Origin of the sequence: Dysgonomonas sp. GY75, assembly GCF_015234155.1 — a bacterium.
In the GTDB taxonomy this organism is placed as follows: domain Bacteria; phylum Bacteroidota; class Bacteroidia; order Bacteroidales; family Dysgonomonadaceae; genus Dysgonomonas; species Dysgonomonas gadei.
Map to the genome: position 1 here is coordinate 161,895 of NZ_JADCLQ010000003.1, position 14,530 is coordinate 176,424.

The 14,530-nt window shown below is 41.5% G+C and carries 7 protein-coding genes; all 7 read right to left on the reverse strand.

All coding sequences use genetic code 11. The annotated features are described in order from the left end of the window. Nucleotides 1–37: 37 nt before the first annotated feature. The 7 genes from IR083_RS01905 to IR083_RS01935 all read right to left on the reverse strand — a co-directional run bounded on the left by IR083_RS01905 (nucleotide 38) and on the right by IR083_RS01935 (nucleotide 14,526). Nucleotides 38–2,911, reverse strand: coding sequence for a glycoside hydrolase family 3 C-terminal domain-containing protein (locus tag IR083_RS01905; protein WP_194223037.1), 2,874 nt, complete (start codon nucleotides 2,909–2,911; stop codon nucleotides 38–40). A gap of 423 nt (nucleotides 2,912–3,334) precedes the next feature. After that, nucleotides 3,335–4,501 (reverse strand): type IX secretion system outer membrane channel protein PorV, encoded by a 1,167-nt coding sequence (porV, locus tag IR083_RS01910; RefSeq protein WP_194223038.1) that lies wholly within the window; start codon nucleotides 4,499–4,501, stop codon nucleotides 3,335–3,337. A 10-nt stretch (nucleotides 4,502–4,511) separates the two neighbouring features. Then, on the reverse strand, nucleotides 4,512–7,076 hold the full coding sequence (locus tag IR083_RS01915; protein ID WP_194223039.1) for a glycoside hydrolase family 3 C-terminal domain-containing protein: 2,565 nt from the start codon (nucleotides 7,074–7,076) through the stop codon (nucleotides 4,512–4,514). Between the two features lie 41 nt (nucleotides 7,077–7,117). After that, complete coding sequence (locus IR083_RS01920) at nucleotides 7,118–11,425, reverse strand: discoidin domain-containing protein (RefSeq protein ID WP_194223040.1); 4,308 nt, start codon at nucleotides 11,423–11,425, stop codon at nucleotides 7,118–7,120. A 130-nt stretch (nucleotides 11,426–11,555) separates the two neighbouring features. Then, nucleotides 11,556–12,392, reverse strand: a complete 837-nt coding sequence (locus IR083_RS01925; RefSeq protein ID WP_194223041.1) for a lipoprotein — start codon at nucleotides 12,390–12,392, stop codon at nucleotides 11,556–11,558. Between the two features lie 5 nt (nucleotides 12,393–12,397). Next, a complete protein-coding gene (locus tag IR083_RS01930) occupies nucleotides 12,398–12,781 on the reverse strand; it encodes a hypothetical protein (RefSeq protein ID WP_194223042.1) in 384 nt (127 codons plus the stop codon). Between the two features lie 17 nt (nucleotides 12,782–12,798). After that, nucleotides 12,799–14,526 (reverse strand): RagB/SusD family nutrient uptake outer membrane protein, encoded by a 1,728-nt coding sequence (locus tag IR083_RS01935; RefSeq protein WP_194223043.1) that lies wholly within the window; start codon nucleotides 14,524–14,526, stop codon nucleotides 12,799–12,801. Between the last annotated feature and the right edge of the window lie 4 nt (nucleotides 14,527–14,530).

Below are 14,530 nucleotides of genomic sequence, written 5' to 3' on the forward strand. Positions count from 1 at the left end.
AACTACAAGGGTAAGCTTGTAGTTCTTTATTTTCATATCATTTACTTGTATAAGTTACGCTTTTATATTTCGATGTGAATTGTAATGTCTTAAAGTTGCTCTGTGATACTTCAATTTGGAATTGCTTTTCTTCACCGGGTTCCAAATCATAATGGCGTGTATCCCCTATTTTCTTGCCGTCGAGATACATCATCAGCTTTCCTGTATCGGTCAGGTTTCCTGTATTTGTAACCAGTACATTTGCCACTTTTGCGTCTTTTCCCGGCTGGTCTTCAACACTTACGACTGTTATAGCAAAATCTGCATTAAAGTTCAGAGGATAGTCTATCTCCCCGTTGATTCCATCCTTAGCTTCGATGAAACCGACACTGTCTTTTATACGATCTTTTGCAACGTAAGAAGGGCTTTTGCCTCCGACCATTATCTTAAATAAACCTTTTTCTACCACCCTGTCCATCTCATCATTAAGCAAGGACAACTGGTAAGGGGTAAGAACAAAGGACACTTTCTTCGACTCTCCCGGATTCAGATAAACCTTGTCAAAGTCCTTCAATTCCATCACACGGGTTTTCACACTGGCATACATATCAGTTATATATAGCTGTACAACCTCATCCCCGGCTACCTTTCCTGTATTTGTCACAGTCGCATTCACCGATACATTCCCGGTCTTTTCCAATGATATATTCAGATCCGAATAGCTAAATGAAGTATAACTCAATCCATAACCGAATTGATATAAAGGATAATACGGCATATCTACATAGTCATAGACGCGTCCTGATGTCTTGAAATTGTAATACAATGGCAATTGTGCCACATCCTTTGGGAATGTCATTGGCAAGCGTCCGGCAGGATTATAATCTCCGAAAAGCACATCTGCGGTTGCATAACCACCTTCCTGACCCGGCAGCCAGTTTACAAGCACTGCCTGGCAGTTTTCAGCAGCATAAGACAGGTTGTAAGGACGTCCGGCCTGTAATATCAGCACAACCGGCTTTCCTGTTTTACATACAGCTTCCAGCAATTTCTGCTGTTCTCCCGGTAATATCAATGTAGCGAGATCGTGGTTTTCTCCCGAAGTATTGGTTATCCCTTTCAGGGCTTCGCTTATAGAACAGTCACCCAGTACAAGTACTGCCACATCGGCACTTTCTGCTGCTTTCACAGCCTTTGCTATATCAGCTCCTTCTGTGCCGATAAAACGGCATCCTTCTTCATATAATACTTTTGTACTGCTATTCACAGCTGCTTTAATCCCTGTAAGCACAGATTTTAGCTGTCCCGGCTGAGGCTTGGAAGTGTAGTCTCCCGGTTGCAGGTTATCTGCTCCCGGACCAATCACTGCAATGGTCTTAAGCGACTTTGATAATGGCAGGATATTCCCTTTGTTTTCGAGCAAGACAATAGATTCCTGAGCCGTTTTGCGGGCTAAAGCCTGATGCTCCGGTGAGTTCCATCCGGAATATATTTTATTCCAGTCGAGAGGTTTACAAGGGTTATTCTCAAACAATCCGTTTCTGAATAATGTGCGCAGCAATGTTTTACAGGTGTATTCCAAATCGTCCATATTCAACTCTCCTCTTTTAGCTGCCGCTATTACATCAGGATCGTTGTAGGTATCTCCGCAATTGGTGGCAATGCCTGCAGCAAGAGCCTGTTTGGCTGCTTCTACCTTGTCTACTGCTGTATAATGCTTGCGGGCAGTCAGGTTCCCTATGGCTCCGCAGTCACTGACAATGAACCCGTCAAAGCCCCATTCATCGCGCAGAATTCCTTTCAGGAGTTCTTTACTCTTTGCAACAGGAACTCCCAGAAAATCCGAATAAGACATCATTATCGATTGATACTTATATTTTTTATAGATATCTCTGAAAGGTACCAGATGAATTTCGCGCATCTCCCGCTCGGAAAGTCCTATATCATGGGAATCTCTCCCTCCTAAAGGTGCTCCGTGGGCTGCGAAATGCTTTGGAGTGGTCATTAAGCCTTTCGACTGGTATCCTTTTATCCATGCACCTCCTATTTCCGTTACCAATACCGGGTCTTCCCCGTAAGTCTCTTCACATCTCCCCCACCGGGCATCTTGTGCAACATCCAATACGGGTGACCATGCTTGTACGGCATTGGCACTTACGGTTTCGTCTCCGATAGCCATAGCAGCAGCTTCTATCAACCTTTTATTCCATGTAGCGCCCATACCTATTGACTGAGGAAATATAGTTGCACCGCTGCCATAAGAAAAGCCATGTATCGCTTCCACTTTATGTATAGCAGGAACTCCTAAATGTGGTATACCCGGTATTCCCCAACCTTCGCGAAGTAGTTCCATTTTATCTTCTACAGTCATCACAGACAGCAGATCTTCTACACGGGATTCCAGAGGCAGATTAGGATTCATATAAGCCCTCTCCTTTAATGGTACGTTTGCTATTTCCGCTTTTTTATCGAGGATAGATACCGAGACTTCTTTTATCAGTAAGTCTTTCTTCAGTACCCCTTCCTTAAATACAAAACGGACATGCGCCCCATACTTTGGTGTAAATGACAGTACAGATGCCTTACCCTTGGCCGATACAGTGTAACTAACAGGAACCCCCAGATTCATAGGATCGTATGTAATATACACCGATAGAAGTTTTTGCAATTCCTGAGGTGTTATTCCCTCACAGTCTATGGTGATTGCATTAACATCTCCCGCTTTTTGTAACGAAAACATCAGCCATTCCGCTTTTTGTAAGTCTTTCGAGGCCAGTTTCCAATTCGTTTTCAGGTTGTTGTCAGCTACGGCATTGACCGTTTTTTCATTGACTGATGTAGAAATTCCCGCAATATTATTCTGTGCCACCGCTATAGTGGAGAAAAACAGGACACATAGCAGGCAAATAAATGCTTTCGTCTTTTTTTTCATTATACTCTTAGTTTTTTATGATATTTTATTCTTGTGTATTTTTCATATAGCACAAAGAAAACAGTATGCCATTAATAAATAGTCCGATGTAAGGTTAACAGATATATAAAAATTCAATTAATGATGAGTATTAGCAGGTATATTAGAAGAAAAGGTAACAAAAGTAACACAGAAAACAATTAATAATTAAGAATGAAAAATTAATAATTAGCTTGCTCAGAGAAGCGAAGCATCTCGATAGAGAGTAGTTAACACCTCGTATCTCATATCTTTCTCCAAAAAGGTTACAAAGGTTACACTATTTCACCCATTTGCTAATATGCTAATCTACAAATTTACGAATCAATCTTTCAAAGAACATTAGCTAACGGCCAAAGGCTACCGGCTACATACTATAGATAAAGTTTTCGGCCAATCTGTAAACTATTTATTCAGTAATTTCATAATAGCCTCAAAATCGAACGCCAGAGAGAAACGTAATGTCTGGTCCAGAGGATTTGAGTTATTGGTTGCCAGTATATAAGCTGCATCTAGCTGGAATGCATTTATTTTAAGACCTGTACCAAATGTCAGATACTTGCGGTTCCCTTTCAGTACATTCTCATTCGCATAACCTGTCCTCAGCCTGAATTTACTATCATAATCATACTCAAGCCCCAACGCCCAGGTTATTTCTTTCATCTCTTCCGAAAATCCACCGGGAGCATCTCCAAAAGACTTGAATATCCCTTTGAAGGAACTCATCTTTTCATATTCGAGTACTCTTTCTCTATAATTTTCTATCGATTCATCATCTTTTAGAACAGGAGGAGTAGGTACTAACAGTTTATTCAGATCGGCGGCAATGGTTAATGAATTCTTTTCATCCAAAGGGTACATTAATGATGTGCCCACTCTAAAATTCGCAGGAATAAAACTTTCTCTGTTATGTCCACCGTTAGATATCTTTCCTCCTATATTGGATATATTAAACCCAAGTCCCAAAAGGCTTTCCGACTTTCCTATATTGATATAGGATTCATTATAGCCGGCAACATCAGCGGCAAATGTACCGTCAGAAGAATCTTCGTCCTCTATGCCGGAATAGTTGGCACGTAGATAACGGATAACTACAGAGCCGGAAAAAGTCTCTGTCAATTTCCGTGAATAACCGATATCCACAGCCAGTTCCGATGGAGCAACAGTGCTTATAAACTCGCCTTGTGCATCGGCCAGATACACATCTCCTATCGAAAAATATCGTAGAGATGCACTCAATGCCTGATTGTTTTCTGTTCCCGGTTTGTAATAACCTACAGCATTGAGTAGAGATATTCCATTCACCACACTCCGCATCCATGGAGTATATGACAGGGCTAAAGAGGCTTTACTGGTTGCAAAAGCATATTTTGCCGGATTCCAGTATTGAGAATAAGCGTCGGGCGTTGTTGCTGCTCCAACATCACCCATCCCGCCCGAACGTGCATCGGGCGCAATGGTTAATGAGGGTACTGCTGTTTCTATCGGATTATATTCTTTGTTCTGTGAAAACCCTGTAACTGAAATAAATAAGTATATTAAAATCAGGATTTTGATTGCAATATTTCTCATTTAATAGTTTTTAGTTCAAAGTAAAACTCTTTGTCAATTGTATATCCTGTGACGAGGTTCCAATCATAAATTCGTAGTTACCTTTAGGGGTAACAAATGCTTCCGTTGCATCGTCCCAATACCTCAACAGGTCTTTCCTTATATTTATCTCTACGTTTTTCGTCGCACCTTTTTTGAGGGTGCTGCGTTGAAATCCTTTCAGTTCTTTTATAGGCATAAAGATTCCCGAAGAAGGTATTTTCACATATACCTGAGAAACCTCATCACCGTCCATACGCCCGGTATTTTTCAGTTCGAAGGAGACTTTGATATTATTTCCGTTGTCATTTATCTGTAAGTTTTTGTAAGCGAATGTAGTATAACTCAGTCCATAGCCGAACGGATAAAGCGGCTTCCCTTTAAAGTATTGATATGTACGTCCTTTGGTAATGTCATAATCGTCAAAAGATGGGATTTCTTCAAGGCTGTTATAATATGTAACAGGCAAACGTCCTCCCGGATTATACTCACCGAACAACACTTCTGCAACGGCTGTTCCACCTTGTTCTCCCGGATACCATGCGTTCACGATGGCAGGGACATGTTCATCCATCCAATTAATAGCTAAAGAACTTCCTGCAACCAATACTACCACAATATTAGGATTGACTTTATATATTTCCCGGATAAATTCCTCCTGATCGGCAGGCAAATGAATGTCATACCTGTCCTGTCCTTCACGCTCAATGGTTTTATTTATCCCTAAAACAGCTATTACCTGCTCACACTCCCTGACGGCCTTTCCGGCCTCACCGTACATATCCAGACGTTGTTTTGAACCTACATCCGGCACTTTCCAATATAGCCTGGCTACAGCATTGTCGCGGTTATTGAAATATTCGGCCCTGATATCATATTCTTTACCTCCTTCAAGATATAAAGACACTGAATCAGTAGCGATACTACGCTCAACCCATGCATCGATTAATTTCTCTCCATTGATAAACAGTCGACTGCCATCGTCAGCTGTATAATAGATTGTATAATCTCCGGACACCTCAGGACGTAATTTACCCGACCATCGGATCGAAGTTGGGAACGGAGGGATAAACGGGTCCGGCGCCTGATTGGCTGGTTCGAAGTTTACCCATTCTTCGGTGCGTGTTTTTGGCGTACCCGAAAGTTCCATATTACTGAAATATTCCGTTTTCAGACCTCCGGGGAAATAAGGGGCTGAAATCATCTCTTTACCGTCCATCGCTGATTTCCACGGTGCATATAGGATTTTCGCATTGTCCCCTACTTTATCTTTGATTCCCTGTAAAATAGAAACCGGAGCATTAGCCGGAATACCGCTATAATCCCCAAATTCGGAATTCCCTGCGTTAATGCCGACTACTGCTATAGACTTTACTTTTTTAGGATTCAAAGGTAAAGTCCGGTTGTTATTTTTTAATAAAACGATACTCTGGCGAGCCGCTTCAAGAGCCAGTTGTTTATGTTCAGCCGAACCAACAACGGATGGGGATATCTTGTTATAAGGATTAAGATCAGGATCATCGAACAAACCCAGATGCATCCTTGCCCTCAGTACCCGGTATGCGGCCGTGTCTATATCTGCCCGACTGACCATATACTGATTGTATGCATTCAGCAGTGGCTGCATATAAACATCATCACCGCATTCGAGGTCAAGCCCAGCCTTAATAGACAAAGTAGCGGCGGCTTCCTTTGTTTTTACATATTTCATTGCCGACACCAATAAACTAGGTCCTCCGCAATCGGAAACCACATATCCGTTAAAGCCCCAGTCGTGGCGCAGAACCTTTGTCAACAGCCACGGATTGGCCGTACATGGAACATTATTTATTGCATTATATGCCGACATGATAGATGCAGATTTACCATCTTTCACACACATTTCGAAGGCGGGGAAATAATATTCGCGCAGTTGCCTTTCCGATATTTGCGGATTACATACAAATCGGTTGTGTTCCTCATTATTAGCAGCGAAATGCTTCGGAGTGGAAACGATTTTAAGATAGCGGGGATCATCGCCCTGCAATCCTTTTACAAATGCAGTACCCAATACACCCGACAAATAAGGGTCTTCCCCATAAGTCTCAGGCGTACGTCCCCATCGCGGATCACGAGCCATATTCACAGTAGGCGACCAGAATGTAAGCAGATCGGTAAAACGCTGAGTCTGCAACTTGCCCTGTTCCAGTTCATTCCACCGTCCACGGGCTTCATCGGATATGGCTGTTGCTATTTTGTAATGCAATTCGGGATTCCACATACTAGCCAAACCTATTGCCTGTGGGAAAACCGTAAAACGACCAGGACGGACAACGCCATGTAATGATTCATTTCCATGATAATACTTTGGTATTTGCAAACGGGGAATTCCCGGAGAGGTTGCCCTGAGAAGACTTATTTTTTCTTCTATGGTAAGTCTCGACAACAAATCCATTATACGGTCGTGTGTCGGCGCTTTTTCATCCAGATATACATCTTTCTGTTGGGCTTTTAAACCGGCTGACAGGGAAACCAACAGCAATGTGAGCAATGCACATACTAAAAACTTTCTAAACATTATTCTGCTTTTTTATTATAAGTTAAAAACTACTACTTCGACTACTTGTTGAGGAATACTTTCTTTTCATATTTACTGCCCTCATAATCCAGTCTCAAAATATACACTCCGCTTGCAGGACAGATGAAAGGCACATCTCCTTTTGTTGTATTGTCAATAAGGCATTTACCGGATACAGAGTAAACTCTTAGCCTGAATTCACCTGTTGTACCTCTTACCTTTATGTGATGTCCGTCATATGAAAAACTTATTTCTTTGTCCGGATCTGAAACTATAGGATTCAGATTAACTATTAGCTGTTTATCTGATTGAATGTTAGTCACCGTTTTCTCTTCAGGAATATATCCTTCTGCCGAAACTTTATAAGTTACATCCTGTCCTTTTTGAATTTCTATAGTTTTTTGTTCCGAACCGTTTATTATTACAGTAGCATCCGAAGGAGTAGGTATAATTTCGAATCTGATTACAGGAATTGGATCGAGATTAACTTCTAGGCGAGTATCCGATTGAATATCAGACACAGTTCCCTCTGCGTCTAGATATCCCTCTGCACTAACCTTATAAATAACGCTTTTCCCTTTTTCAATTTCTACAATTCTCTGCTCGATTCCATTGATTATTACTATAGCACTCGAAGGAGTAGACACTATTTCGAATCTGACTTTTGGTACAGATATAGCTTCGAGCTTTACTTCGATACGGGTATCGGATTGAAGATTCGAACGGGTATCTTCCACTGTAACATATCCTTCTGCCGATACTTTATAAGTCACATCTTCGCCCTTTTCTATAATTGCAAAACTTTGCTCTATCCCATTTATATGAACTGTGGCATTCGACGGAGTCGGTATAATCTCAAATTTGACAGTTCCAATTTCCTTTTCATTATTATAAGCCCAGAATTCGTGTATCGACCAATCCCCCCCTTCGTTTGTTCCTGTTTGCAAAATGCGTATATATCTCGCCTCCTGATCATCCAGTTCAATTTTCAATGTACTTTTAGTTCCGCCACCGGAAGCGATGGGTTCTCCCCACAATTCTCCGTCATCAGATACATAGATTTCATATTTATCAGGTCCATCATTCGGACTTTCTGTATAATCGAGATGGATTTTGTTAAACTTTTGTGGTTGCAACATATCCACCTGAAACCACTCACCCGATTCCTGTACGGCTTCAGTATCCCATCGTGTAGAAAGGTCGTCGTCGAGAGTCCTCTGCGCACCGTCATTATTTTTAGAAGCCGAAGCTATCCAACCAGTCCTGTCTAATGGTATTTCTTGTTTTTTCAAATCGGTGTTGTAAACATAAAGCTCATGTATCGACCAGTAATTCCCAGCCTGTCCCGTCTGCTCTATTTTTATATATCTTGCTCTTGCTGTTTCATCCAGATAGATGAAAGAAACATCTCTGGTACCCTTACCGGAAGCCACAGCACTAGTCCATGTCTGACCATCATCGGAGAGATACATCTTATAAGAAACAGGTGAATCGCCTGCACTTGCGGCCACATCCAAAATGATAGCATCTAGCTTTTGTACTTTCTTCATATCAACAATAAACCATTGTCCGGAGACCTGTGACGCGCCTGTATCCCATCTGGTTTCGGATTTGTTGTCAATAGCCATGTATGCTTTGTTGTTGTTATGAGATGCAGTTGCTGTCCACCCTGTCCTATCGTATACATATTCGGTTGTATATCTGATAGCATAATCCAGATTGTTTTTCCACAGTGCACATTTCTCGGGATTGATGCCGGATGGATTTAATACGGATGACTGAACTGATAACTGAGCTTCTGCCGGATCTGTCAGAATTGCGTCCGTAGGGGCGACAGTAGAAGCTACAAAACTTAACTTAGCAGGATGATTCAGTGTTGCCAACCCACTCTGTCCCGGATGATGAAAATTGGCAGACTGCAGTTCAATTGTTCCATTTCTTAGTTGCATTCCTCTGCTAGGATTACCCCAGTAATCGGAATTAAAGAATGTAGTGCTTCCTGTAAATCCTGCTCCGGTCTCTATATACCATGTGTTATTGTCGCCAATAGCAACCAGTTGTGTATTTATAAAATCGAATCCTCCTGTACCTATCTTTTCAATACAAACAGCGCTTGTTGTCCCGTCTATTCCGGTACCCATCGAGATACCTTCGGGGCCATTGCCACTATTGTCACCTAGTATAAGCCCTTTGTGAGCTCCATAGATAAAATTATTATATAAACGTTGATTTTTGCATGCTCCCAATTCGATAAAATCAAGTTTTTCCAATCCGTATTTATATGAAGCCTGCACAAGACTTTCTTCTATCCCGGGTATCGGTGAATTAGGCCAGCTTCCCCATTTCGATTCGCCACCTGTTGCATAGCAACCGATATTGACATGTACATTCTGTATCACTCCGTTTTCAGAACCGGTGCCTACTTTAATTCCTCCATTAAATACATGTCCCATTACATAATCTACAAAGTGATTGTCACATTTGTAGGTAAATAAATCAGCGAATTTATCTACAGCACGCATTCCCACATTTATAATGTAAGCATCCGCCCCTGTAACCTGTACAGTATAAGGATATGCGAACATATTGGGCAGATATGCTGCTCTCTGCTCCGGATAGTTGAATACAATCCCGCGTATACCGCTGTTTTTCGCAAGTTTCATAAAGGGCTGGCCATTCGGATTTCCTTTGCCTGTATACACCTCAATGATTGTACCTTTACCTAAAGGAGCCGAACTTAAATCGACTGCGCCCTTTAACTCTACTCCCGTCGGCACAGATAAATTTCCGGTAACTTTGTAGTTGCCCGGAGGTAGGAAGACTACACCACCTCCATCATCAGCAGCTTTATCTAATGCCGATTGTATGGCTGTTGTATTATCTTTCACTCCGTTGCCATTCGCATTATATGGCGCTACAGTGGCCAGATACATCACACTGCGGAAAGGCTTCCTCGCTTTTTCTTCCACTCTGGTGAAATCCTGAACCTTTTTGATGGATAGGGGGCTATGGTCGATAACTGATTTCATTATCGATTTATCATCAATTTTAACCTCCTGAGTAAAACGGTTTCCTGTTAGAACAGAACGCGCCCCGATGCCTAATGCTATCTGAGGCTGCTGATTTTTAAAATCGCAATCATTTGCGACTAATATACCTCCGGCTGCGTTAACAACTCCCTTATTTATAACACATTGATTTACGAGAGTTTTTACACTAGACGACTTATCTATTTTTACAGCTTCGGCTGTCGCACTGATTTCAGATGCCTGAATCTGAACCGTTCCACTTGTATTCGGACCTATCACAAATCCGTTTTCACAATCCGTCATCTTTATATTAGAATACATAACTCCCACATCGTTAACATCGGCACTATATACTCCTGTTTTGCAACGCGTAAAAGTCATTGCATAGTTATGTCCGTTGGGGACGGATGTTTCCTGACCTGCCACTAATGAATGAGCAGACAGCATCCCTTTGTTATAACCTTCAATATCGACATAGCAGGTATAAGACCAGTCGTTACGCCTCATAACGATACCTGTACCGTTATTATATATCCAGTTTTTATATGAGCCTCCCGAGGCTGGAGCATTAGGCAGGCCGGACGATGCCCAATATTCGGGAGAAAAATTAACATTCTCAATTCGTCCTACATCGGCAATATTATCTATTTCCACTCCTACGGAAAGTGGTGTTCCGTATAGATGATTCATTATCGGACAACCACCACCGTTTACTCTGGACAGCATTAATCCAATATATGAGTTTACGAACGTTATATTTTTTGCATTGCAATAGTCATTACCCCAGTAGCCTGTTTTTCCGAACATTACAGATGCCGGGTACTGTTGGATATTATCTGGGGTTTGTTCGGGATGCCAAATGGCCAGATCCATTATTCCGGCACCGGGTTCCAGTGTGAAGAGAGGCGCACTGCTTGCGTCTCCTTTGCCAGCGTAAGCCATAATAATAGTACCCTCGATTGGCTGGTTTTTTTGCGGTTTTTTCCAATCTCCACGAATGGTTATTCCTTTGGGAACATTAAGAGCGCCTTTTATTACATATTTCCCCTCAGGCACGTAAAGGGTTCCGCCATTGTATGTGGCAAGTTGATCCAGCAATCGCTGGAATGTTTGTGTATTATCTGTTACCCCATCTCCTTTAGCCCCATGATCGAGGACAGAAAGTGTTGCAACGAATGTTTCCTGCCTGGGAAACTTAGCGGATTCTATCAGCTTCCAGGATTGTCCGTAGAGAGATATAAAAAATCCAGATACAAGAAATATAGATAGCGTGAAGAACCCTCGTTTAAATTTTGATATAAATGATAACCAATTTTTCATAAGTACAGATTCCGAATTAATTTATTAACAGGAAGAATTACTGATATATAGATCAGGCAAATAAAATGTAAATAACAGGCTGATACTGTATGATAGATTCGAAGTACCAGCCTGTTTTCCTGATATGTATTTAATTACCCACTTTCTCTATTTTAACTATCACTTTCATGTTGCCTGCAAGTCCCGACAACATCTCCTGTACATATAGCATACCCCATCGTCCCGATTCTGTTTTAAACAAATACGAGGTTTCGTTGCGGGCGGTCGTATATTCGAATGTACGAAAAGAGGCGCCAACCAGATTTTTCATAATGGCATCATTCTCCATCTTGGTGAAGGCCGCGCCGTCGACTTTAGGTACAGAACCTATACTTACCATCTTGTTTCCTTTATCTTGCAACACATTAGCTATTTGCAGTCCTGTAGGAGACAATAACAATGGTTCTTTCTTGTCTTTATTATATCCGAAGCAGATACCTTCTACGTCTTTCTGAGTATTCAGAAAATCTGTTACCGAATATGTCTTATAATCAGTCAGTGACAAAAAGAATCCCTGTACACTATTGTTCTGAGCGCCAAGTTCAACAACAAAAGTTTCAACCGGTTGAGCCTTGATAAAATGAAAATCCTGAGTTGTTGTTTTCCCTCTTTTGTCAGTCAGTGTAAACCGGATGGTTCTGGATTCTGTAAATCCGGTGAGATCGACAGTATGGGATATTGAAGTAGAAGTGAGCTCCGCTCCTATTTCTTCTTCAGTGTACTGAACCCCATCTATTGATACAGACTGGATCATACCTTCGGCACTGAAACTTCCGGTTATCGTATAGGCCACTTCCACATCCGGATCTACTACATAATAATCTACATTGTCAGCAAAATATATATATGGTTCCAGCAGCGGGTAATCTTCGTCGCTACAACCAGCTAATACAAGAAGTGACAATAATATGGTCAATAATTTTTTCATAGCAATTAATTAAGATTGTTGTTTACTGTAACTTTATATTCCCTGATATGAGTTCCATCTTGTGCTACAACTTTATAAATAACCGGAGGTGTGATAAAACTCTGTATAGCTCCCGATGAAGGAGATACTTTAGCATTTTCAGAGACGATTACTTCAGGTTGTAATTTATCAAGCCCCATATTAGCAGGGAGAGACAATACGATGGTGGTGTCATCATGCGATATAGTCGCATCATAAAACTCATTAATATTTTTATAAACTCTGAATCTTGTTATTTTATCAGCTTGATTCAAAGCCAGGTCAGCATCAACATCGTCATCCGGTGTAGAACAATTGTTAAGCAGGATGCATCCTGCCAGGATGAATATGGTATATATTAATTTTTTCATGTTATCTCTGTTTTTTATTAATAGCCGGGATTCTGTTGTAAATTAGGATTCAACAATAAGTCGAAAGTCGAAATAGGCGACAGGTAATGCTTTTTCATAAAGACCCGCTTATCCCCGATTTGTACTTTATTGTAGAATCCGTCATTCTGTCCTTTAGTTACGTCGTAGCCATGCACCGCTCCATTCAGCTTATCGTATGCCGTGCCCCATCTGCGTAAATCGAAGAAGCGATGGTCTTCAAACGCCAGTTCGACACGACGTTCGCGCATGATACGTTCCCTCATCTGAGCCTGAGTCAGACCTTTGGGTAAATCCGGCATGCCTACACGCCTTCTTATAAGATTTATATCATTATATACAGCATCGTTAGGCGAATTATAATATTCATTCAATGCTTCAGCGTGAATCAATAAGATCTCAGCAAAACGGAAGTAAGGCACATACGGATAGATAAATCCACTGTTCGGATTATTGGGGTCGCCCGGATATGTAGAGCCATCGATCCATTTCTGACGGCACATTCCTGTACGCTGGCTTTCCAGATGTGATGCACTCCCTCCTATCCATGGTTTAAAACTGTAAGTCTTATATTCGGCATTCGGATACTGAATAGATGCTTTGAAGCGCGGGTCCCTGTCTTTTCCGGGGTTATTGAACTCATATCCGCTTTCCGATTCATTCGGTAATTTTCCATTTAGCATTTCAAAACTTTCAGCCAGTTCCAACGTAGGATTAGTCCAGTTCCAGCCTCCACAGCTCCGATTATGTGACGCATCAACAAATCCGTTATCCTGCTTCGGATAAAATCCCCACACATATTCACTGTTGACAGTCCAGAATATACTCATAAACAGTTCTGTATAATTAGTCGGATACTGTCCGTTTTCGTTCGGTACTCCCCTATACAGGGCATAACCCTGATCTATTACCTGCTGTGCTGCATTTGCAGCAGCCAACCAACGCTCTTTGTCATAATTACCGTAGTATTGAATATCTGTATATTCCGGCATTACAGGAGTAGATGTATTAAAAAGAGGACTGGCAGCATAGAGTAGCAGACGGGCTTTTAATGCATAAACTCCGCCTCTGGTTATACGCCCGAATTCTGTGGAAAGAATTTCATTGGATGTAGGTATATCAGGTGCTATCTCGTTTAATTCCTGTACTACCCAGTCTACTGACTCTTTGAATGTAATACGCGACATATTCAGAGCTTCCTGATAATCTTCCAATACATAATCTAATTTTACAACACCACCATAATTGCGAATCAGATGAGCATAGAAGAATGCTCTTAAAAACCGGGCCTCAGCCAGATAACGCCTTTTTATCTTTTCATCGCCGGGAACACTATTTATCTTATTTATAAAGATATTCGCTTTCCTTATTTTCTTGTATGAATTGTTCCAAAAGTTGGTGGATGGAGGAGTACCCTCATCCCTGTCATCTCCATTCGGATTATCATCGGCTGTGATGGTACCCTGGTTGTATGATTTAGACCATAAAGGGGCATATCCCTGCACTCCGTCATCTGTGGCCAGATCGTACCCGAATCTGCGCGATACGGGATTATATAGGGCTGTTGTTGACTCGTAGTAAAGGTTATTCAATACTTTCCTGGCATTAGCCAAATCCTTATAGGCATCCATTTCCGTGATATCCTCACTGGCTTGCTTGTCAAGGAAGTCACTGCAACTTATTGTGCAGAAGAATCCAATTGCTATTATTAAATATCTGAATTTCATTATT

Excerpts from the sequence above, each read along its gene's own strand:
- IR083_RS01925 (WP_194223041.1), bottom strand. The coding sequence starts at position 12,392 with ATGAAAAAATTATTGACCATATTATTGTCACTTCTTGTATTAGCTGGT.
- IR083_RS01930 (WP_194223042.1), bottom strand. The coding sequence starts at position 12,781 with ATGAAAAAATTAATATATACCATATTCATCCTGGCAGGATGCATCCTG.
- porV (WP_194223038.1), bottom strand. The coding sequence starts at position 4,501 with ATGAGAAATATTGCAATCAAAATCCTGATTTTAATATACTTATTTATT.
- IR083_RS01920 (WP_194223040.1), bottom strand. The coding sequence starts at position 11,425 with ATGAAAAATTGGTTATCATTTATATCAAAATTTAAACGAGGGTTCTTC.
- IR083_RS01905 (WP_194223037.1), bottom strand. The coding sequence starts at position 2,911 with ATGAAAAAAAAGACGAAAGCATTTATTTGCCTGCTATGTGTCCTGTTT.
- IR083_RS01935 (WP_194223043.1), bottom strand. The coding sequence starts at position 14,526 with ATGAAATTCAGATATTTAATAATAGCAATTGGATTCTTCTGCACAATA.
- IR083_RS01915 (WP_194223039.1), bottom strand. The coding sequence starts at position 7,076 with ATGTTTAGAAAGTTTTTAGTATGTGCATTGCTCACATTGCTGTTGGTT.